The 22,185-nt window shown below is 60.9% G+C and carries 19 protein-coding genes; 9 read left to right on the top strand and 10 right to left on the bottom strand.

The annotated features are described in order from the left end of the window. Positions 1-86: 86 nt before the first annotated feature. On the top strand, positions 87-1,238 hold the full coding sequence (gene rnd, locus ACYQ1P_RS00640) for a ribonuclease D (protein WP_460018450.1): 1,152 nt from the start codon (positions 87-89) through the stop codon (positions 1,236-1,238). An 11-nt stretch (positions 1,239-1,249) separates the two neighbouring features. Here the strand turns inward: rnd and ACYQ1P_RS00635 are convergent, their stop codons facing one another. Together ACYQ1P_RS00635 and ACYQ1P_RS00630 are read right to left on the bottom strand one after the other, a co-directional pair. Then, positions 1,250-2,842: a Ppx/GppA phosphatase family protein gene (locus tag ACYQ1P_RS00635; RefSeq protein ID WP_460018449.1), complete on the bottom strand. Its 1,593-nt coding sequence runs from the start codon at positions 2,840-2,842 to the stop codon at positions 1,250-1,252. Next, positions 2,839-5,016, bottom strand: a complete 2,178-nt coding sequence (locus ACYQ1P_RS00630) for an RNA degradosome polyphosphate kinase (RefSeq protein WP_460018448.1) — start codon at positions 5,014-5,016, stop codon at positions 2,839-2,841. Before ACYQ1P_RS00630 ends, ACYQ1P_RS00635 begins: the two co-directional genes overlap by 4 nt. Before the next feature lie 90 nt (positions 5,017-5,106). Here ACYQ1P_RS00630 and ACYQ1P_RS00625 point away from each other — a divergent pair, with 90 nt between their 5' ends. Both ACYQ1P_RS00625 and ACYQ1P_RS00620 read left to right on the top strand, forming a co-directional pair. After that, a complete protein-coding gene (locus ACYQ1P_RS00625; protein ID WP_460018447.1) occupies positions 5,107-5,625 on the top strand; it encodes a SixA phosphatase family protein in 519 nt (172 codons plus the stop codon). Positions 5,626-5,649: 24 nt separating this feature from the next. Next, on the top strand, positions 5,650-7,923 hold the full coding sequence (locus tag ACYQ1P_RS00620) for a putative bifunctional diguanylate cyclase/phosphodiesterase (protein WP_460018446.1): 2,274 nt from the start codon (positions 5,650-5,652) through the stop codon (positions 7,921-7,923). Positions 7,924-7,926: 3 nt separating this feature from the next. Here the strand turns inward: ACYQ1P_RS00620 and ACYQ1P_RS00615 are convergent, their stop codons facing one another. The 6 genes from ACYQ1P_RS00615 to ACYQ1P_RS00590 all read right to left on the bottom strand — a co-directional run bounded on the left by ACYQ1P_RS00615 (position 7,927) and on the right by ACYQ1P_RS00590 (position 15,049). Then, positions 7,927-8,598 carry a hypothetical protein gene (locus tag ACYQ1P_RS00615; RefSeq protein WP_460018445.1) on the bottom strand — a complete coding sequence of 224 codons (672 nt, stop codon included), beginning with the start codon at positions 8,596-8,598 and terminating at the stop codon, positions 7,927-7,929. A 38-nt stretch (positions 8,599-8,636) separates the two neighbouring features. After that, positions 8,637-8,804 (bottom strand): hypothetical protein, encoded by a 168-nt coding sequence (locus ACYQ1P_RS00610; RefSeq protein WP_460018444.1) that lies wholly within the window; start codon positions 8,802-8,804, stop codon positions 8,637-8,639. A gap of 13 nt (positions 8,805-8,817) precedes the next feature. After that, a complete protein-coding gene (gene feoB, locus ACYQ1P_RS00605) occupies positions 8,818-10,953 on the bottom strand; it encodes a ferrous iron transport protein B (RefSeq protein ID WP_460018443.1) in 2,136 nt (711 codons plus the stop codon). Positions 10,954-11,003: 50 nt separating this feature from the next. After that, the gene (locus tag ACYQ1P_RS00600) at positions 11,004-11,267 is read right to left on the bottom strand and encodes a FeoA family protein (RefSeq protein WP_460018442.1); all 264 of its coding nucleotides are present in this window, start codon (positions 11,265-11,267) and stop codon (positions 11,004-11,006) included. A gap of 175 nt (positions 11,268-11,442) precedes the next feature. Continuing rightward, complete coding sequence (locus tag ACYQ1P_RS00595) at positions 11,443-14,169, bottom strand: cation-transporting P-type ATPase (protein WP_460018441.1); 2,727 nt, start codon at positions 14,167-14,169, stop codon at positions 11,443-11,445. A 52-nt stretch (positions 14,170-14,221) separates the two neighbouring features. Next, a complete protein-coding gene (locus tag ACYQ1P_RS00590; protein WP_460018440.1) occupies positions 14,222-15,049 on the bottom strand; it encodes a division plane positioning ATPase MipZ in 828 nt (275 codons plus the stop codon). A 105-nt stretch (positions 15,050-15,154) separates the two neighbouring features. Between ACYQ1P_RS00590 and ACYQ1P_RS00585 the strand changes: the two genes are divergently transcribed. The 6 genes from ACYQ1P_RS00585 (at position 15,155) to ACYQ1P_RS00560 (ending at position 20,983) form a co-directional block, all read left to right on the top strand. Further along, positions 15,155-16,516, top strand: coding sequence for an Hpt domain-containing protein (locus tag ACYQ1P_RS00585; protein WP_460018439.1), 1,362 nt, complete (start codon positions 15,155-15,157; stop codon positions 16,514-16,516). Positions 16,517-16,647: 131 nt separating this feature from the next. Next, the gene (locus ACYQ1P_RS00580) at positions 16,648-17,610 is read left to right on the top strand and encodes a hypothetical protein (RefSeq protein WP_460018438.1); all 963 of its coding nucleotides are present in this window, start codon (positions 16,648-16,650) and stop codon (positions 17,608-17,610) included. 13 nt (positions 17,611-17,623) lie between these two features. Next, positions 17,624-17,905, top strand: a complete 282-nt coding sequence (gene ppnP / locus ACYQ1P_RS00575) for a pyrimidine/purine nucleoside phosphorylase (protein ID WP_460018437.1) — start codon at positions 17,624-17,626, stop codon at positions 17,903-17,905. Positions 17,906-18,316: 411 nt separating this feature from the next. Beyond that, the gene (locus ACYQ1P_RS00570) at positions 18,317-19,129 is read left to right on the top strand and encodes a hypothetical protein (RefSeq protein WP_460018436.1); all 813 of its coding nucleotides are present in this window, start codon (positions 18,317-18,319) and stop codon (positions 19,127-19,129) included. A 475-nt stretch (positions 19,130-19,604) separates the two neighbouring features. After that, a complete protein-coding gene (locus ACYQ1P_RS00565; RefSeq protein WP_460018435.1) occupies positions 19,605-20,300 on the top strand; it encodes a hypothetical protein in 696 nt (231 codons plus the stop codon). An 8-nt stretch (positions 20,301-20,308) separates the two neighbouring features. Next, complete coding sequence (locus tag ACYQ1P_RS00560) at positions 20,309-20,983, top strand: polymorphic toxin-type HINT domain-containing protein (protein ID WP_460018434.1); 675 nt, start codon at positions 20,309-20,311, stop codon at positions 20,981-20,983. A 103-nt stretch (positions 20,984-21,086) separates the two neighbouring features. Here ACYQ1P_RS00560 and ACYQ1P_RS00555 read toward each other — a convergent pair whose 3' ends face one another. After that, positions 21,087-21,401, bottom strand: coding sequence for a DUF7673 family protein (locus ACYQ1P_RS00555; protein WP_460018433.1), 315 nt, complete (start codon positions 21,399-21,401; stop codon positions 21,087-21,089). Between the two features lie 112 nt (positions 21,402-21,513). After that, positions 21,514-21,765 (bottom strand): CRISPR-associated endonuclease Cas1, encoded by a 252-nt coding sequence (locus ACYQ1P_RS00550; RefSeq protein WP_460018432.1) that lies wholly within the window; start codon positions 21,763-21,765, stop codon positions 21,514-21,516. Between the last annotated feature and the right edge of the window lie 420 nt (positions 21,766-22,185).

Here is a 22,185-nt window from a genome sequence, read left to right as displayed (position 1 = left end):
TTATATACTTTCATTTAAGCGAATATTTTTATCAATTTCATTGGAATTTGGTGGGCTCTGCCGGGAAATTGGTGTATGACCTCCCCATGCCCGTGATTTGCGACAGTCAGACCCTCGCCGATTTCTGCGCCAAACTGGCGCGGGAGCCCTATGTCACGGTGGATACCGAGTTCCTGCGCGAAAAGACCTACTGGCCGCAACTTTGTCTGGTCCAGTTGGGGGGCAAGGACGAATGCAAGGCCGTCGATCCGTTGGCCGAGGGCATTGACCTGACGCCGCTGTTCGATTTGATGGCCAACGAAGCGGTAATCAAGGTTTTCCATGCGGCGCGCCAGGATCTGGAGATTTTCTACAATCTCACCGGACGGGTGCCGCATCCCATTTTCGATACCCAGGTGGCGGCCATGGTCTGCGGCTTCGGGGATTCGGTGTCCTATGAAAATCTGGTGACCAAACTGGCCAAGGCGAAGATCGACAAATCGTCGCGCTTCACCGACTGGTCACGGCGGCCGCTGACCGAAAAACAAATCGTCTATGCCTTGGATGACGTGATTCATCTGCGCCCGGTATTCGAGAAACTGCGCGACAAGCTGCGCCAGAATGGCCGCGCCCCGTGGCTCGAAGAGGAAATGGAAGTCCTGAGCAGCCCCGCCACCTACGACCCCGACCCGCGCACCATGTATCGGCGCATCAAGGGGCGCGGGGCCAAGCCGCGCACCCTGGCGGTGTTGCGCGAACTGGCGGCTTGGCGGGAAGAGGCGGCCCAGGCCCGGGACATCCCGCGCAGCCGCATGTTGCGCGACGAAGCCATGCTCGAAATCGCCCATAATCTCCCCGATACCATCGAGAGCCTGGCCCGCGTGCGCGGCTTGAGCGAGGGGATGGCCAAGGGCACCGTCGGCAAGGCGGTGCTGGAGGCGGTCCAGACCGGTCTGGCGCTGCCGAAAGAAGACTGGCCGGATGAACCGTCCCGGGAAGCCCTGCCCAAAAGCGCCGCCCCAGTCTCTGAACTGCTCAAGGTGCTGTTGAAATTGCGCTGTCAGGAACATGACGTGGCGCAGAAACTGCTCGCCTCCGCCGATGACGTGGAACAGATCGCCGCGTTCGGTGAAAAGGCCAAGGTCAAGACCCTGGAAGGCTGGCGTCTGGATATGTTCGGCGCCGATGCCCTGCGCTTGCGGCGCGGCGAACTGGCGCTGGCCGTCAAGGACGGCAAGGCCCGCGTGGTTGAGGTCTGAACGATCCCGCCTTAACTGGGCGGTGCGGCATCCCCGGTCACCAGCCACCCAGTCACCTTCATGACCTTGGCCAGACTTTGCAGCCGCTGACCGATGGCCTCGCTGAGGAACACATGGTCGTCCTGCGGCACCCGCAGAATCAGTGTCTGGCCGGTGAACTCCAGACTGGTGCGCAGCAACAGTCCCGGCACGCTGCCGGTGAGCGTCATGCCCAGGCGCAGGGCCAGCCCGACCTGTTTGGCATGGCGACCGTCCTCTTCTCCCATCAGCGATTGAACGCTTGAGGAAAAGGGCATTTTCTCATCGCCGTTGTAACGGTGGAAAATGATCATCGCCAGACGCACCCGGTCACAGTGGGAGAGCCCGGCGACCGGCAGTTTGAGGACCCGGTGAAAGGCCTGTTCGGCCCGATAATCTGGATGTTCGCGCCAAGCAATATCGGCCAGATGGCTGGCCGCCACCCGCAGCCGCTGCTGCTCGAACGTTTCGTCGGAAAACAGGGGGGCCGTCCAGGTGATCAGTTCGCAGCCGTCGCCGCCATAGCGGGCGTCCCGCTGCACCACCGAGACACAGGCGCGAATCAGCGGGTCAAGTTTACGGATATCATCGGGCAGGCGGCTGAAATAATAGCCTTCCCGCATGCCATGGGCGGAGAACACCACCTTGGCAGGCTGCACTCTTTTTAGCACCCGGCGCAGCAGCAGGGCCGACAGGGGGAGGGCCGTGCGGCGACGGCTCGACACGGAACTGAAGGCCTCCAATTGCAGAGGAGTCATGCGGCCGATCTTCTTACACAGACGCAGGGCTCCCTTGAGCGGCAGGGTAAAGTTGTCGACGATATGCAGCGGATAATCCATATGCATGATCATTGCCCGCGCCAGGGCGCGCCAGGACCCGCCGACCGGATAAAAGGTCTTGTCCCTGGCATCGGTCAGCCAAGGCAGGCTGTCCAGTTGGCTGTCGATGATCCCCTTGGCCGCCGACAGGTCGCCGCCACAGGCTTCCGAGAGATAGATGGACCCCAGCGGCAGGGTGCCATGCGCCCCGTAATTGCCGCCGTCCAGGGCCACCAGATCGAGACTGCCGCCGCCCACGTCGCCCATCAGGCCGCTGGCATCGGGCCAGTCGGAAATCACCCCCAGCGCCGCCAGTTTGGCTTCTTCCTCGCCGGACAGTACCTCCACGTCGAAATTGAAGCGGCGCTTGATCTCGTTGACAAAATCCCCGCCGTCCGCCGAATCGCGCACTGCCGCCGTGGCCAGCAGGTCGACTTCCTCCACTTCCATGGCCTGGGTCAACAGGGTGAAGCGGTTGAGGGTATCAAAGGCCAGTTCCACCCCTTCCGGGTCGAGCCGTCCGGTGGTCCGCAACCCCCGCCCGAGGCCGCACAAGGCCCGCTCGTTGAAAATCTGGATCGGTGTGCGGGTACGACCATGAAAAACCACCAGACGCACGGAGTTGGAACCAATATCGACCACAGCCACCCGACCCTGTGGCAGGTCCTTAGGAATCTGGCCCAGTGGTTTGGTCGTGGCGCGCAAAGATTCCTTGCGGGCCGGTGTTTCGGCGACGGCCAGCGCCGACGGGGTGGTCGTTTCAGTCACGATTCGCTCTCATCCTCTGTCAGGCTTAACACGGGAATGCGTGCCCGTTCCTTTTTCAAGGTACGGCCCCGTCCGGACAGGCTGGGGTTGGTCATGAAATACTTGTGGGTGTTGAAGCCCTTCTTACGCGGAGTCAGGCGGGTGAAGCTGCCGTCGCTGCTCAAGACCCAGCTCTGCTCGTCATCCTTCAGATTGGCGATCATGATCTGATCGAGGATCTGTTGGTGCACCGTCGCATTCTCGATTGGCACCAGGGTTTCGACCCGACGATTGAGATTGCGCGGCATCCAGTCGGCCGACGAAATGAAGATCTTGGCCTGTCGCGATGGCAAAGCCTGACCATTGGCGAAACAGATAATCCGCGAGTGCTCCAGGAACCGCCCGACGATGCTCTTGACGCGAATATTATCCGACAGGCCCGGCACGCCCGGGCGCAGACAGCAGATACCGCGCACGACCATATCAATATGCACCCCAGCCTGGGAGGCTTCGTAGAGCTTGTCGATGAGCGCCGCATCGACCACCGAATTGACCTTCAACCAGATCCCCGAAGGCTGGCCCGCCTTGGCCGCCACGATTTCCCGATCAATGTGCTCCATCAGGGTATCGCGCAGGTTCACAGGAGCATAACAGAGTTTGCCCATATGATCGGGGATGGTGTAGCCGGTCATGAAATTGAAGATCTTGGCGGCGTCCTGGCACAGCACCGGATCGCAGGTGAAAAAGGACAGGTCCGTATAGATTTTGGCGGTAATCGGGTGGTAATTGCCGGTACCGAAATGCACATAGGAGCGCAAGCCGCCGTCTTCCCGGCGCACCACCAGATTCACCTTGGCGTGGGTTTTCTTGTCCATGAAGCCATAGACCACCTGCGCCCCGGCCCGTTCCAGGTCGCGGGCCCAGCGGATGTTAGCCTCTTCGTCGAACCGGGCCTTCAATTCGACCATGGCGGTGACCGACTTGCCCGCCTCGGCGGCCTCGATGAGGGCCGCGATGATCGGTGAATTGTTGCTGGTCCGATACAGGGTCTGCTTGATCGCCACCACCTTGGGATCGCGGGCCGCCTGAAGCACGAACTGCACCACCACGTCGAAGCTCTCGTAGGGATGATGGACAACGATGTCCTTCTTGCAGATGGCGGCGAAAATGTCGCCTCCCATCTCCCGCACTCGCTCCGGGAAGCGGGCCACATAGGGCTTGAATTGCAGGTCCGGGCGCTCATCCACAATCAACTGCTTGATGTCCACCAGCCCCAGAATGCCATCCAGATAAAAGATCTCCTTGTCGTCCGAGCCCAGTTCGCGCACCACCAGATCCCGCAGGTCGTCGGGAATATCGGCGTTCAGCCCAAGACGGATGACCGACCCGCGACGGCGACGCTTGAGCGCCGTTTCGAAGGTTCGGACCAGATCCTCGGCCTCTTCGTCGATTTCCATTTCGCTGTCCCGGATGATCCGGAACGCCGCGCCCTTGAGCACAGTGCAATCCGGGAACAGCCGGTCGAGAAACAGCCCGATGACATCCTCCAAGGCGATGAAGCGGATCTCGGCACCGGGCAAGCGGACAAAACGCTCCACCAGATGCGGCACCGGAATCAGGGCGCGCAGGGCTTCCTCGGAATGGCGACGCTTGAGCATCAGCACCAGGGAAAATCCCAGATTGGGGATGAACGGAAACGGATGGGCCGGATCAATGGCCAGCGGCGTCAGCACCGGAAAGATATGATCCATGAAATGCTGATCCAGCCATTTCATGTCGGCTGCCTTGATATCCTTTTGCCCAAGGACAAAGATTTTTTCCTCGGCCAGATCCTTTTTCAATTGCAGCCAGCATTCCTGCTGATCGGCCTGCAACCGCGCCACATTTTGATGGATTGCCGCAAGCTGTTCGGTGGGCATCATGCCATCGTCGGACGGAGTCTTGATGCCGGCATGCACCTGACCGCGCAGGCCGGCCACGCGCACCATGTAGAACTCATCCAGGTTGGAGGCGGAAATGGACAGGAAGCGCACCCGCTCCAGCAAGGGGTGTCGCCGGTTATGCGCTTCCTCCATCACCCGTGCGTTGAAAGCCAGCCACGACAATTCCCGATTGATGAAGCGCTCCGGAGAGTTGTGCATGGACGGCGCAACGGCGGGAACATTTGCGGGGGCGGCTTGAGTCGAGTTGTTCATGAGCGCAGCCTTTTTTCTTACAAGACGAAGGGGCACGTAGCGGGTAAGATATCCCCTCGCGCGCCATCCACCAACCTTCACTTTGCCCAAATGAAAACTCTTTATCTTCTGCGCCACGCCAAATCGTCCTGGGACAATCCGATGGCCCGGGATTTCGACCGTCCTCTGTCCTCCCGTGGGCGTCGGGCAGCCCTGGCCATGGCCGGTTTCCTGGCTCGCGAGGAGTTGCAGCCGGATCTGGTGCTGTGCTCCGCCGCCTGCCGGGCCCGGGAAACCCTCGAACAGTTGCAATCGACCTGGAATTGGACGATTCCGGTTTGGGTCGAGCAGGATCTGTATGGCTACGATTCTCCGGCGCTCGTGACCCGTCTGCGTCGGCTGTCGGACGACTTCGATTCAGTCATGGTCATTGGCCACAATCCCACCATGGAGACCACGGCCCGCGCGCTGGTTGCCGACGGACCACCCGCCGATAGGGCCGCGATGCAGGCCAAATACCCCACCGCGGCCCTGGCCATGATCAAATTCGAGACCCCGGGGGCCACATGGTCGGACATTGCGGCGGCTACCGGAACGCTGATACGTTTCGTCACCCCTCGTGATTTGTGATTTCCAGGAGTCCCAGAGCCGCTCATGTCAGAGCAATCGAAAACCATATCCAAGTCCCTGCCGCACCCACCCGGGCGGCAGGAAGAGGGGCTGGATCTGAAACGGCTTCAGATTCTGAATCGTCTCTCCCGCCTGGCCCTCGCCGGGTCGGGAATCCAGACCATCGAGAAGGAAACCACCCGGCTGCTCCGGGAGTTCCTGGGGGCTGAGCGGACGGCTGTTTTCGAACTGCTGAAGGACGGGCGGACGTTATTGTTGCAACATGGGGCGGGCTGGCCGGAAGCGGATCTGGGCCACGCCGCCATGCTGGCCCAGGACGACTCCCTGGCCCGGGAGGCGCTGCTCGGCGGCCGCACCGTGGCGGTGGAGGACTTCAGGACCGATCCCAGCCATGGCCTGCCGCGCCTGTTCGAAGAGATTGGAATTCGCGCCTGCATCGTCGCCCCGATTCCGCTGGACGACGGAGTCTTCGGACTCCTGAGCGCCCATTTCTCGTCACCCCATGCCTGCACATCCGACGAGGCTGCATTCATAGACTCCTGCGCCGCCATTCTCGGCCAGGCCCGTGCCCATCTGAATGCCGACCTGAAAATGGCCCACGAGCGGGAACGCTTCGATCTCGCCATGCGCGGCTCCAACGACGGCCTGTGGGACTGGGACCTGTTCGAGGATGAGCTGTTCTATTCCCCACGCTGGAAAAACATGCTCGGTTTTCAGGACACAGAAATCAGTTCACGCCCCGAGGAATGGCTGGATCGCCTGCATCATGACGACCTGCCTCTGTTCCATCAGGCCCTGGACACCCACTTGCACGATAAAACGCCGCTTTTCATCTCTGAACACCGACTGAGACACCATGACGGCAGCTTTCGCTGGATGTTGGCCCGGGGCATCGCCGTGCGCAACAACGAGGGACGCGCCACCCGCATTGTCGGCAGTCTGACCGATATCACCGAGCGCAAGCTGGTCGAGAAACGACTGATCAAGGATGCCCTGCATGACGCCCTGACCGGCCTGCCCAACCGCACCTTGTTCGTCGATCGCCTGGAACAGGCCATCGCCCGGGCCAAGCGCCACGAGGATAATATTTTCGCCGTCCTGTATCTGGACTTCGACCGCTTCAAGGTGGTCAACGACAGCCTGGGACATTCCTACGGCGATCAGTTGCTGATCGAGATTGCCCACCGGCTGAAGGAGAGCACCCGCACCGTCGACACCATCGCCCGTCTGGGCGGCGACGAGTTCGCCATCCTGCTGGAGGAACTGGACGATCCCTATTACGGCGAGCATGTAGCACAGCGGATCAACGATGCCCTGGCGGTTCCGTTCAAGCTGGCCGGTCGGGAGATCGTCTCCAGCGCCAGCATCGGCATCGCCCCCAGCGGCATCGGCTATGAACGCCCGGGCGAGGTGGTGCGCGATGCCGATATTGCCATGTATCAGGCCAAGACCCAGGGCCGTGGACGTTACGTGGTGTTCGAAAAGGGCATGCACGTGCGGGCCGTCACCCAGTTGGAGTTGGAGAGCGACCTGCGCCGAGCCCTGGAACGCCATGAATTCACTCTCAACTATCAGCCGGTGATTTCCCTGACCAGCGGGCGGATCACCAAGTTCGAGGCGCTGCTGCGCTGGAACCATCCGGAGCGCGGATTCATCTCCCCGGCCGACTTCGTGCCCATCGCCGAGGACACCGGACTCATCGTCCCCATCGGGCGCGAGGTTCTGGATGTGGCCTGCCACCAGATGAAGGCCTGGCGCGACCGTTTTCCAGACCTGGACCTGACCATCAGCGTCAACGTCTCGCCCAAGCAGTTCAACGACGAAAGCCTGCTCGGGGACGTGGCCGACATCCTCTCCCGCAGCGGATTGGAAGGTCAGTACCTGAATCTGGAAATCACCGAAGGGGTGATGATGGAGAATCCGTTGGAGGTTACCCACAAGCTGGTCGAGATCAAGACTCTCGGCGTGCGGCTGCATGTGGATGACTTCGGCACCGGCTATTCCAGCCTTGGCCACCTGCACCGGTTCCCCATCGACGTGTTGAAGGTCGATCAGTCCTTCGTCATGACCATGAGCGATACCGAAGAAAACATGGAAATCGTGCGCACCATCGTCGTTCTGGCCCGCAACCTCAAGCTCCAGACCGTGGCCGAAGGTGTCGAAACAGCGGAGCATCTGAATCTGCTGCGTCAACTCGACGTGGACTTCGGGCAGGGCTATTTCTTCTCCCGTCCGACCACCGCCGAACAGGCCACCGAACTGCTGGAAAAAAATCCCCGCTGGGACCCGACCGGGTAGACCTCACTGTCCCGATGGAGACGGGGCCTGCGGGGGCAATGGCGGGGTCTCCGGCGGTGGGGCGACGGACAGCGGCGCAGATTGCATGGGCTCGACCAGCGGCGGCGAAGCGGGAGACGGCATGGTGAAGAACTCATTCCATTGCACCACCAAGTGGGAAGCCATTGTCCATCCCTCGCGCAGGAACCAGGGTACCTCCCCGATGGTCAGGGCATAGGCCACGACCCAGGCGGCAATCATCTTCAGGAATACTTTGCGGCGGCGGCTGTCGTGCCGCTCCAGGGCCCGCATGACCCGTTCCACCTGATTGAGGATATGGGTGCTTTCCTCCTCGTGGCGCAGCCAGCGGAGCATTTCCGACCGTCGCCCCGAGCTTTCCTCGTTGGCCGGACGACCTTTCGACTTGGCGCGCGCCTCGGGAGACTCCTCGCGACGCGGTTCCCGTTCCCGGCGCGGGCGCTCCAGCGGATCGGGATGCGTCTGCGGCGGCGGCAAATCCCGGGGTTCGCCGGGATCAAGCCTTTCCCGCTCGTCACGCCCCATCGAGGGACGACGACGGGGGGGCGGCGGCAAATCCTCCGCCAACAGTTCGAATTCCTCGAAGGCCTGCTGCTTCTTACTGCCGAACAGATCAAACAATCGACGGCGCTGATACTCGTCTCGATTTCTGGGCACGACTTTCCCTGCTCCGGCAGCTCACGGCATGGTCTGTGTCAGCATTTTCGATTCAGCTGCTCGACCACCTTGATCTTGCTACAGGCATCGGCCTTGGCACATCCAGAACAGCCCGACCCGAACAGCCGGGCCGCTCCTTTGTAGATCACATAATAGACCAAGAGCCCTATGGAAACGGCCATGATCAGGATCAGGGCTTCAATCATCGGATTCCCTTCGTCATATGACCATACCGCCGACGGTCACGATGCCAAAAGCCATCGTATAGGCCAACACCAGGGAAAAGGCCACCGAAAATCCAGCCCATTTCCAGCCCCCGGCCTCGCGCTTGATCACCGCGATGGTGGCCAGACAGGGCGCGTAGAGCAGAATGAAGACCATGAAAGCAAAAGCCACGAGCGGTGACATGGAGCCTGCAATGGCCTGTCGCAGACCGGTCGATTCCTCATTGGCGTCCTCGCCCTGGGCGTACATGACCGCATAGGACGCAACCACCACTTCCTTGGCCACGAAGCCGGTCAGGATGGCCACCGTATCCATCCAGGTGAAGCCGATGGGCGACACGGCGGGGGCGACGCCACCGGCGATGATCCCCAGGTAGCTCTTCTGCAATTTCTCACCGGACTGCTTGCTCGACAGGATGGACAGTTGTGCATCGCGGGCCTCGCTTTCCGGCTGCGCTTCGAGGGCCGCGATCTGCGATTCATAGTCCTCGGAATACTGGACATTCTGCGGGTAGGCCTGAAGGAACCAGATGATGGTGGAACCGACCAGGATCACCCCGGTCACCTTCTTGAGAAAGCCGATGGCCTTCTCGCCCATGTGATGCATCACGGCGGCGGCGGTCGGCATGCGGTAGGGCGGCAATTCCATGACGAAGGGTTCGGACTCGCCCTTGAACACGAACTTGTCCAGCAGCACTGCCGCCAGCACCGCCATGGCGATGGACAGCATGTACATCCCGAACACCACCGTCCCGGCGCTTTCAGCGAAAAAGGCCCCGGCGAACAGCACGAACACCGGCAGGCGGGCCGAACAGGTGATATAGGGATTGACCAGAATGGCGATCATCCGCGAACGGTCGCTCTCGATGGTCCGGGTGGCCATGATCGCCGGCACGTTGCAGCCAAAGCCCATGACCAGCGGGATGAACGCCTTGCCGTGCAGACCGAAGCTGTGCATCACCCGGTCCAACAGGAAGGCCGAGCGGGACAGGTAGCCGGTCTCGCTGAAAATGGCCATGAAGAAGAACAAGATGACGATGTTGGGCAGGAAGATGATGGTGCCGCCCATCCCGGCGATGACGCCATCGACCATCAGATCATGCACCATGCCCGGCGGGATGAGTCCGTCCACGAACTCGGAAATTACCCCGACCCCGGAATCGATCCAGTCCATGGGATAGGCCCCGAGGGTGAAGGTGGTCTCAAACATCAGCCACAGGAACCCCAGGAAAATGGGCAGGCCAAGCACCGGGTGCAGGGTCAGGGAATCAATGAAGCGGGTCATATCCATGCGACGAGCGATGCTGTCGGACTCGCCGCCCACTTCCATCAACAGACCGTGGATGAATCCATAACGGGCGGTGGCGAACATCGCCTCGACGCTTTCGCCATGGGTTTTCACCAGCACCTCGCGGTCGGAGGTCACCAGATCAATCAGATCCTGATGCTCGCCCTCGCGGCGCAGCACTTCGTCATCGCCTTCCAGCAACTTGATGGCCAGCCAGCGGCTCTGCACATGCTCCAGCGCCCCCGGATGCAATTCGAGGATTTGCGCCTCGGCCCGGGTGATGGCTTCTTCCAAATGACTGTCATAGGGCACCCGCAGCGGATGTTCGGAGGGCAGACCCTCGGCCACCTTCACCACCGCGTCGAGCAGCGCCTCGCGGCCTTCGCCGGTCTTGGCCACCGTCTCCACCACCGGACCGCCGAGCATGGCCCCGAAATCATCCAGCTTGAGGGTGAGACCCTTGGCCCGCATCTCGTCGGCCATGTTCAGGCAATAGACCCGAGGCGCGCCCATCTCGATCAACTGGGTGGTCAGGAACAGGCTGCGTTGCAGGTTGCCGGCGTCGAGCACGTTGACCACGATGTCTGGACGGGCGTCCTGGATATAGTCGCGGGCGATACGTTCCTCGGGCGACTGGGAGGTCAGGGAATAAACCCCCGGCAGATCGACGAACTCCAGCGTCCATCCCCGATGCTCAATGGCCCGCATTTTCTTGGCCACCGTCACGCGCGGATAGTTGCCCACCGAATCCCGCGCCCCCGTCAGCTTGTTGGACAGCGACGTCTTGCCGCAATTGGGATTGCCGACCAGGGCAACCGTGACCCTACGTTCTTGAAGATTCATCATAACCTCTAAAATGAATAAATTTTACCAGCCGACATCCTGCCGTCTGCCTAGCCCTCGATGACGATCTGCCGGGCTTCCGTCTGCCGCAGGCTCAACCGATAGCCCATCAGTTCATAGGCCCGGGGATCTCCCATCGGGGCCTTGCGGTCGAGCGCGATGGCCGTGCCCTTGACCACCCCCATGGACGACAGGCGCCGTTTCAGGGAATCGTCGCCAGCTACGCAGATGATGGTCGCCTTTTCGCCGACCTTGAGATCGGCCAGCGTTTTCTGACTTTTCGCGTCAGCACAGTCCTTGCAGTCCTCGACCATATTGCCCCCAATTAAGTATCATTCGCATTTGCGGGCACATCCTATGGATTTCAAGTGGGATAGCCAAGGCTTTATTTTATCGAATTTGACATTTGTCGCCTGTTTTCGCCAACGGCGAGAACAACTCCCTGAAAACCCATAAATTTTTTCAGGTAATTTCAAATCAGAACGAAAATCATGGCATGCCGTGGGAGGATTTTCGCGCCTGTCTGTGGCGAATCCAGGCCTTTTCCAGTTCCACCAGGAACAACACCGACGACGAAACCACGACAATGCGCCCCCAGGATTCCAGTCCGATCCCGGTGACCCCGAACAGGGTCTGCATGAATTCCAGATAAGTGAAGCCCATCTGGACCAGCAGCAACAGGGCCACCGCCACCAGGGCAACGCGGTTGCCCAACAGTCCCGCGCGATTCAGCACCGGCGCGTAAATATATCGGGCGTTGAACAGGTAGAAAATTTCAAACAAAATCAGGCAATTGACCGCCACCGTGCGGGCTTCGGCCAGACTGGCCCCCTGCGCCGTTTCCCAAAGGTACAGCCCGAACACGCCGCTCACCAGGATCAGCGACACATAGGCGATGCGCCACAGGAATCCGGGCGTCAGAATGGGGGCGTCCGGTTTCCGGGGCGGACGGCGCATGACATGCTTTTCCGTCGGCTCGAAGGCCAGGGCCAGGGCCAGGGTGACGGCGGTGATCATGTTGACCCACAGAATCTGCACCGGCGTCAACGGCAGATCGGAAAAGCCGAACAACACGGCGGCGATGATGGTCAGCGCCTCGCCGCCGTTGGTCGGCAGAATGAACAGGATGGATTTCTTGATGTTGTCGTCCACCGTGCGGCCTTCTTCCACCGCATGGGAAATGGAGGCGAAATTGTCGTCCGCCAAGACCATCTCGGCCGCATCCTTGGCCGCCTCGGTGCCGTCCTGTCCCATGGCGACCCCCACATCGGCCCGCTTCAGGGCCGGGGCGTCGTTGACCCCGTCGCCGGTCATCGCCACCACATGCCCCTCGGCCTGCAACAGACTGACCAGCCGCAGCTTGTGTTCCGGGCTGACCCGGGCGAAGACATCAATGGTCGCCAGCCGGTCGGTCAGCGCCGCGTCGTCGAGGGCCTCAATATCCAACCCCGTCAGGGCGTCATCCGCATGCTGCAAATGGAGCTGGCGGGCGATGGCGCGGGCGGTGGTGGCATGGTCGCCGGTGATCATCTTGACACCGATTCCCGCCGCCCGGCAGGTGGCGACGGCCCGCACCGCCTCCTCGCGTGGCGGATCAATCATCCCAAACAGGGCCAGCATCACCAAGTCCCCGTCCACATCGGCAAAATCCAGTTCCATGCGATGGTGTTGCGTGCCCTTGACCGCCACCGCCAGCACCCGCTGGCCCCCGTCGGCCAGGGTTTCCGTCATGTGGTGCCAGTAGTCGGAATCCAAAGGTTGATCTCCGTCCGGGGTCCGTTGGGCGATGCACATCCCGAGCACGCGCTCCGGCGCGCCTTTGACGAAAATGAAGGCCTCCCCCGCATGGCTGTGATGCAGGGTGGCCATGAAACGGTGCTCGGACTCGAACGGGATCAGGTCGGTTCGCGGATAGCGCCGTTCCAGTTCCCCGGGGTCCAGACCGGCCTTGATCCCGGCCACCAGCAGCGCCCCCTCCATGGGATCGCCATTGACCCCCCATTCTCCGTCCCGGGATTCCAGGGCGGCGTCATTGCACAGACTGGCAGCCTCGGCGGCCTGGAGCAGGATGAAATCCACCGGCGCCAGGACCTCCTTGCCGTCGCGCAGGAAACCCCCATGCGGATCGTAGCCGACCCCGGAGGTCTCGAAGCGGGCAGCGGCGGTGACGATGCTGCGCACGGTCATCTCGTTGCAGGTCAATGTCCCTGTTTTATCGGAACAAATCGTCGTCACCGCGCCCAGGGTCTCGACGGCGGGCAGACGTCGGATGATGGCGTTGCGCCGTGCCATGCGCTGCACCCCGATGGCCAGCGTGATGGTCATGATGGCGGGCAAACCCTCGGGGATGGCGGCCACCGCCAAGCCCACCCCGGCCAGGAACATCTGCACCACCGAATAGCCGCGCACCCAGACTCCAAAAGCGCAAGTCAGCGCCGTGAGCACCAGAATGCCGGTGGTCAGCCAACGCCCGAATTGCGCCATCTGACGCAGCAAGGGGGTGGTCAACTGCTCCACCAGGGCGACCAGGGCGCTGATGCGTCCGATTTCCGTGGTACTGCCGGTGGCGATGACCAGTCCCGCCCCCTGGCCGCTGCTCACCAGGGTGCCGGAATAGGCCATGCATCCACGGTCGGCGAGCACCGTTTCCACCGGGCGCGGCGCGGCGGTCTTGGCCACCGCCACCGATTCCCCGGTTAGCACGGCCTCCTGAATGCGCAACTCGCGCACCCGGATCAGGCGCAGGTCGGCGGGAACCTTGTCGCCGGACTGCAACAGCACCAGATCGCCGGGCACAAGATCCTCAGCATTGATCGTCGTTCGACGCCCGTCGCGCAGCACCATGGCATGGAGCGAGAGCATCTTGCGGATGGCGTTCAGCGCGTCCTCGGCTTTGCCCTCCTGCAAAAAACCGATGATCACGTTGATCAGCACCACGGCAACAATGACGCCGCTGTCGATCCAGTGTTCCAGCAACGCCGTCAGAACGGCGGCGACCAGCAGTACATAGATCAACAGATTGTGGAACTGACGCAGAAACCGCACCAGCGGTCCGACCGACCGGGCCTCCGGCAGCCGATTGGGTCCATAACGATCCAGACGCTCCCGGGCCTGCCCTTTGCTCAGACCCTCGGAGCCACAGTCGAGAGCCTGCTGGACCTGCCCCACGGTCATCCCATGCCAGGGCGGCAGAGGTTGCTGGACCCCATTATCCACAATCGAGCCCTCCCATTGGACGGCTCTATTTTACCATTTTTTGGGGAGGAAATCAGATTTTGTCGAAGCGGTCACTCAGAATCGGCAGCCACAAGAATCGCATCAGCGTCCGCAATTCCTCGCGCGCCGCCGCGTAGGAGGCCGTCTGTTTGACCGAGAACGCCGGATCGCCCAGGTCCAGCACCGTCAGCCCGACCAGGAACAATTGGCGATAAACCACCCGCTCCTTGAAGCCGTCGCCGAGCCGAAATCCCAGATTGACCGACAGGTCGGCCAGCGCCGTGGCCATCAGTTGCTTGTTATGATCGGCGAAATTGCCCAAGCGGTTGCGCAGGACGATCCAGTCCAGCCCCTTGCGGTCGCGTTCCAGGCGCATTTTCCGTTGATGCCACACCATGCGGGCATAGACTCCGGGGCGCGCCACCTTGAGGTCTTCGCCGTCGATTTCGGCCAACAGGTCCAGATCAAGCAGGCTGTCGTTGACCGGCGTGATTAAGATATCGGCCGCCGTATGAGCCTGGCGGGCCAGCAGGGTATCGTTGCCCGGACAGTCAATGACCACGAAATCATGGCTGCGCTGGGCCTGCCACAAGAGGGAGGCGACCATTTCTTCCGGGCGTGGGCCGTCCTTGGCCATCGTGTTGAGGTGACGCGGGTCCCAATGGTCAGGCATCGGCAGGGCGACGCCCCGGGTGTCGACCAATCGTTTGCGGTTCGACATGTAGCGGGTGAAGCTGCGCTGGCGGCGGTCGAGATCGAAGCTCGCCACCCGAAATCCCATGCGCAACAGGGCGACCACCAGATGCATGGCGGTGGTGGTCTTGCCCGAGCCCCCTTTCTCGTTGCCGACGACAATGGTATAGCTGCTTGAATTGGTCATGCTCATGTCCTTCGCGGCGCACCTAAATCTGAGCGCTGGAAGCGATTATCGGTTATTATCGCGGACTTGGGAAGACTTTGGACTTTTTTTGAGGAACACCCGCCGGTGACTTTCTTCACACAATACCGTCAGACCTTTCTGGCCGAGGCCGCTGGCGCGGTGGCCGACCTGAACGGCTCCATAGAGCATATTGGCGGCCCCGCCGACCTGGAGGAAGCTGCCCTGGCCCGGGCCGAGCGCTCTTTGCATGTGCTCAAGGGTGGAGCCAAGGCCTTCGGCTACGAGGACATCGCCAAGATGGCGGAAAGTGCCCAATATCTTGTCCTGACACTTAAATCTGGGAAACTGGGCAGTGCACCGCCTGTGCTCGATCTGCTGCAAGAATCGGTGCAGAAACTGAGCGACTTGATCGAACGCGCCGAAACGGCGACCCGCGATGCGTTGGCCAAAAAAGCGGACGCCCCCCTGCATCCCGATGACAACCTGCCGGCCTTCGGCTGGAATGTGCCGATGAACCCGGATTTCGCCCCCGATCCGGCCCAGTCCACCGCCGCCCTCGAACAAGCGCGCGAGGATGTATCCGGGCCGCCGGAGGGTCTGGCCCCGTTCGACCATCCGGCTGACGACTTGGCCCCCTCTGATCCGCCAACTCCAGAGACTCCACAGCCCGATCCGACGAAGCCACCAAGGGAACAGGCCTGGGGCCGGATTCTCGAACAGGCGGCGGCGAAACAGAACCCTCCGCCGCCCGCCGAGGACGATCAGACGGCCGTTGACCGGGAACTGTTCGAGGCCTGGGCCCAATCGGCGCGCCGGGTGCTCGCCCCGGGCAATGCCGAACTGCTGCACAAAGTCGATGCGGTGGACAAGGCCCATGTGGCGCCGGAACCTGTTCCCGAGCCCCTGCTGGAGCCGGAGCCGGAGCCGGAGGCCAAGACCGAACCGGAACCCGAACCGGAACCCGCGCCGGAACCGGAGTCTGTGATCGAGGCCGAACCGCAATCGGAGCCGCAACCGGAACCCGAGGTGGTGATTGCTCCGCCCAAGGCCCCGGCTGACGACGACATTCTGGACGTCCTGCTGGGAGATGACGCCCCCTCTCAACCGGAACCCAAATCAGAGCCCAAATCAGAGCCCAAATCGGAGCCGGAACCGGATGTGGTCGTTTCCCGCCCCAAGACAGTTGACGACGACGACTGGGATTTCCTGCGTGACGACGAAGACGACACATCTGCACCCGCAGCAAAGAGCAAGACCAGTCGCAGTCATCGCCCGTTTACCGAGGACAAACCCATTCACAACCGCTGGCGCTGGGGCATGAGCGACGACGGCCGACACCCCTTGGCCAAGTTGGCCGATCTGTTTTGGGGGTCCTATCCGAAACCCAAGCGCCCGGCCAAGCCGCGCCGCGCGTCAAAGGCCAAGGACAAGCCGCAAGACGATGATGATTGGATCGACCTGCTATAGATAGAACATCCTGGAATTTCAGGGTTTATTAAGATAGAACCCGGAAACTGCGTAATGACTTGCCGTATGGGATATAGACGTTCGCCACGTCCACGTTTTCGATTACCGGCGGAACCGAGGGGGTAGAGACAATGGTGGATCAAACATCGAGAGTCCATGATGCGTTATCCGAGGAGAGCGCCTCCGACGATCTGCGGCTGAACTCGGTCTTTGGGCGGATTGGGCTGGTCGGGGCCGGGGTCTGGTTCCTGCTCTGTCTGTTCTATATTTCCTATTGGGTCGGCTGGGGCAACCTGTTCTCCATGCTGCCCAGCGAACTGGGGTTCATCTTTTTCATTGCCGTGCTGCCCCTGGTGGCGGTGCTGTCGCTGAACTATCTGCTGGATATCGGGCGTCAGATTTCCACCGTCGGCAACCTGATGTCCAAGCAGTCTTCCATCGTCGAGACCATCGGGGCCGGGGTCACCCAGATCACTGAGGAAACCCGGCAGAGCCGCGAATTCCTGATCGCCGACCTGAACGCCCACAAGAGTCTGGCTCAGGACATGGCGGCGGCACTGGAAAACCAGTCTTCCGGCTTGACTGCGCTGACCACCACCCTCAAGAACATGCCCGCGCCGGTCGCCGTTGCCGGAGGGGGCGCGGTGGACGAGGAACGCGACGAAATGGCCGATCTGGCCATGCTGGTCAATCTGTTCAACGTCGCCCTGTCGGACCTCAGCGTGACCACCACCAATCTGGTGCGCATCCTGCGCGAGGACGCGGGCTATTCCAAGCGCGAGGTGCGGGAATTCATCGGCGAGATGGTCAATGCCTACGCCACCGGCGACAAGAACGTGTTTTTCCGCGCCCTCAAGGCGCAGCTCGAGGCCCACCCGGAAACCCTCGAACAGATGAAAAACCTCAGCAAGACCAACACCCAGGTCCGTCAGGCCATCTCCAAGCTGCTGCGCGAGGCCGAACAGATCATGCAATTGGTGCAGCGTTTCGACCGCCAGCACCTGTTCCGCATCGTGGTCGAGGACGGCGAAGTCTGGGGCCTGCGTCAGTTGCTGATCGAGCACTTCACCGTTGAAGGCAATGTCCGCAAGTAGGAGCCGAAACCCCATGCTCAAGGTCAACGAATACTTCGAAGGTGCGGTCAAATCCATCGGATTTCAGACCGCCACCCTGCCTGCCACCGTCGGGGTGATGGCCCCCGGCGACTACGAATTCGGCACCTCCGAGAAAGAGACCATGACCGTCGTCAGCGGGGCCTTGACGGTCAAATTGCCCGGACAGCAAAACTGGCAGACCTTCACCGCGACCGACTCTTTCGTGGTCCAGGCCAACCAGAAGTTCCAGCTCAAAGTCGAGGTCGATACGGCCTATCTGTGCGTTTATGGGTGAGGGCGTTGGTCGGAAATGGCCGTCGCCGCCGCCATCACCGGCCTCTTGACCGACGGACGCAAGCTATAACCGGACGGTGACCAAAGCCGCCCCGCTGCCGAAATGCGCGCGTCCCTGCGGTCAGGTATTTCGGAAGAGTGGGCAAACGGACCCGCAATACGCAATTTAATTTGTGCACTGTCATCTGGACACCCACCTGATTACAAGATTTTTCAAAGGATTGGGCATAGTGAATTTGCAGTCATCCATCCGGCCTGTTTGCCGGGTTGGTGACCGCTGGCCCTAATGGTATTCGAGGACGGGCTCCCCCTCACCGGAGCGGGCTTTTCGCTCTGACAGTGCAGCGGATTTGCCCGGTCCTGGTTTCCCTGTTTTTCCAATACCGTAACGGACCGCTCCCCCTGCTGGACCGTGCTGCCATCCTCCAGCACCACCCCCGGCAACGACGGGGACTCCCTGTCCTCTGCCCCGATTCCGTCCATCGCCTCTGACCCCGTCCTCGACACCCCGGCACGTCCCACGGGCGTTCCGCTTGACGGGTCCCCGAGCAACCGAGCGCAACAGGAAAACCTTCTCAAGCAGGCCGAGGCCGACACGGAAGCGGTCTGGAAGATGCATCAGGACAAAAAGGCCGCCGAAGAAAAAGCCGCCCATCAGCGCATAGAGATGCGCCAGAAACAGCGCCTGGAAGAGCAAAAGCAGCAGCAACGGCAGGCCCTGACCCAAAAAACGGCTCCCAAAGGCCCGCCCCCGGTGGGGCACGAAGAAGACTACAAGCACGATTTCCAGAAGCACCCGGACACCCCGCAACATGGGACCGACCAGATCCTGCGCCATGTGCCGGTGGAGGATTGGTCCTCGACCCAGGCCCTCAAGGTCAAGACCTCGCCCAGTTCATTCCAGTCCGGCCACCCCGGCAACGCCATCGCCCGGCCCAAACTGGACCAGTGGTTCAAGAACACTTTCCCGGGCACGGTGGACTTGGCTTCTGGGCAATCGGCCAGCGGCACATCATTCTTTCACCCCGACGACCGCAAGCAAATCGACGCGGGCATCAATGCCGGATTGGGCGCGCGGGCCAAGGCGGGGATGCCGACGCCTGAGGCTGACCAGGAGCACCAAGGCAAGACCTTTGATAACGGCAAGTCCACAATCGAGGTTGAGGGGGCTACCAAGCCCGGCGTGACCGATGCCAGAGGGGGGGTTACGGTGACAGTGCACTAAATTTTTGCTCTGCGGGTTACCCTGTCCTTGGGGTTACGGTGACAGTGCACTAAATTTTTGCTCTGCGGGTTACCCTGTCCTTCGCCTGTGAGCCAAAAAAATTTATCCCCCGGCATCCAGGGTCAGACCCTTGCTGTCGGCGGAGACGCGCACCGTCTGGCCGTCCAGCACCCGTCCTTCCAGCTAAGGTGACAGTGCATTTATTGGGGAAAGAGTGCACTGTCACCGTAATCCCCGAATGCTGGACATTGGCAACAAGGCCTTTCCAAGTGAAACCTATACCGCCAAGCGGTTTCCGGGGCTCACGAGATGACGTTTTTCGCTTGTCGCCCCCCTCGCAAAAAGTGTACCAATGTTGAGCGCTTTTTAAGTGATTTCGGGGGAATTAATGGCTGATAACAATCTAAACCCAAAGAGCATCTTTGATTTATTCACCACGCGTCGCCAGGTTTTGCAGGGTGCTGGGGCAGCGGCAATGGCCGGGGCGGGTGCGTTGGTCTTGCCGACGGATCTTCGCGCCGCCGAAGACGCACCGGAAACCCTGTTGGAAACGGTGGACGATCTTTATTGCGTTTACATCAATCGCGCCACGGGCCGTGTACAGGCGGTTAAATCCTTTGCCGAGGTCAATCCCGAAATCGCGTCCGGCAAGGACGCGGCGGTGCCTTACAAGGCCCCGAACAAGAACGTCTACATCGGCCGCGCCCCCATCTTGTTCAAGCAGGACATCAAGCGTTATTCAATCGTCGATATCGAAAAACGCAACGAAGGCCTGGGCTTTTTCTCGCAACTGAAAGATTCCTACCTGCCCGGCGAATATACGCACCATTTTCTGCTGACCCTGTCGGACCGGGAACTGGGCCGGAACGACTTGGGCGACTGGGCGCTGGATACGGCCAGCGAGGCGCAAAAGAAAATCGCCATGGATTTGTTGCACCGCATTCACCGGGGGTACAACGGATCCCTCGTGACGGGCGACCCGGAAGAAATGGCCGAGGCCACCCGGTTCTATACGGGCCGTGAACTTCTGGTGCCCCGGCTTTATCGCGGCACGCCGCCCAATGTGGGCGATCTGGCTTTCATCGGCACGAGTGGCATTCAACTGGCCAGTTTGGAACCCGTGCAAATCGCTCAAGCCACACAAGGCGCTGTGACCGGCGCAGCGGCGTAGGCGAAGCAATGGCCAACGACATTTCCGTGGCCGCCGAGGGCGCGACCGAGGGCGTCAGCGCCGTCGGCGCGGCGATCGGTGGTTCCGCCAGTGTCGGGTCCAGTTCCGGCGCGTCCAGTTCGGCGGGCGATGGTGGATCGGACTCTGGTGGCGGCGGCGGATCATCCGGCGGCGGCGGATCATCCGGCGGCGGCGATTGCTTCACCGGCGAGACCGTTGTGTGGATGGCCGACGGCGGCTATAAGCCCATCGCCCTGATTGAAATCGGTGACGAGGTGGTGAGCTATGATACCAAGGCCCGTCGTCAGACCACGTCGCGTGTGACCAAACTGTTCCACGGCCAATCCGATCATGTGTTGAACATGGACGTGAACGGCCATGGCCTCACCACTACATCCGGTCATCCGTTTGCCGGACCCAACGGCGACTGGATTACGGCGGGCAATCTCCGCGCCGGGTCGACCTTGGTGACCTCCGACGGGGAAACCACGCTGTCGGACATTCAACGCTTCGAGCGCCCCACCGACATCTTCAACATGACCGTGGACAGCACCCACACCTACTACGTTGTCCCTGGCGGCAGCGCGGAGGATAGGGAGCCGGGAAACGCATTCACCGCGAACTTGCTCGTCCACAACAAGGGTGGAGGTAGCGGCAGCGGCGCCGGCGGTTCTGGGGGGTAACCCTGCCCAACCCCGCTGGGGTTTCCATAACGCCCCAACTGCGAACACCAAAACAGGCCAACGGGATAATGCCATTGGCCTGTTTTTTCTGCCTGAACGTGTCTTACGCCGCGTCGCGATTTTCCTCGCTGAGGTGATTCCATTCGCGGGCCAACTGCCGAAATAGTTTATCACCATCTGGGATGACCTCATGCGGTTCGCGCAGTGATTCACAGCGCCAGAAGATTACCGCATATGCCGCTTCTCGGTATTGATCGTGAAGGGACATGATGTCATCGGTCGACATGGTCCATTCAAAAATGTTGTAGGCGTTGAGCAGGATTTTGGCGGCAGCTTTTGCGCCGCCGCAATCATGATAGAGAGCCAGGGGGAGAAGGGTGGAAACGGCGGAAGAGTAGCTTTGGGTGGGGGTGTTCATGGTTCGTGACCTTTCTTGAAATGTTAATGTCACTATTCATCTAGGCCACACGCGCAGAAAAAAACACAATTGGGGCAGATTTTTTTATCTCCCATGAAAACACCGTGAAGGGTTACCGCTCAACCTGATTTCTACAGAGCCCCGACGGTATGTGTTTTTCGTCCGAAACGATCAGGGTAATATTTCGCTCGGCGCATTCACTCATCAACTTTGCCGTCACCGAGGCCTGGGGTGTATCCAGGATGATCCAGTCCACGTCTTCCAATGGAAAACGGTGCGATCCGGAATCCTGTTCCACCTCGATCTTCTTATCCACCAACTGCAACCGGGCTGGGTTTGAAATATGAATACCGCGCCATGCCATCAGTTCTTAACCTTAAAATCCACTACCGCCGCTCCCGGAGCCCCCGCCAGCGCCTCCAGAAGACCCCCCGCTACTAGATTGGGGTTACGGTGACAGTGCATTAATTGCGGGGTTACGGGGTTCCAGTGACACGCCACTAACTACGCGGCATGTGCCGCCACACCCAAACAACACCCCCCCACGCCGACAACCAAACCCCGGATTACGGTGACAGTGCACTTTATTCCCTATCCTGGGATTACGGTGACAGTGCACTTTATTCCCTATCCTGCCGCTGTTCCGGATTGGGTTTGGGTCCCCGTTTGGCGGGCTTCAGATGTTGGCCTGTGCGCGCTTCGACCTCTTGATGGAAGGCATCGTTGCCGACGGGGCGGCCGATGGTTTCCGCCTTGCGGGATTACGGTGACGCTCCCCTAAATT

It is taken from the genome of Magnetospira thiophila (assembly GCF_054657015.1).
Note: the sequence above shows the minus strand (reverse complement) of the source record. Positions and strands in the feature narration are given on the sequence as shown.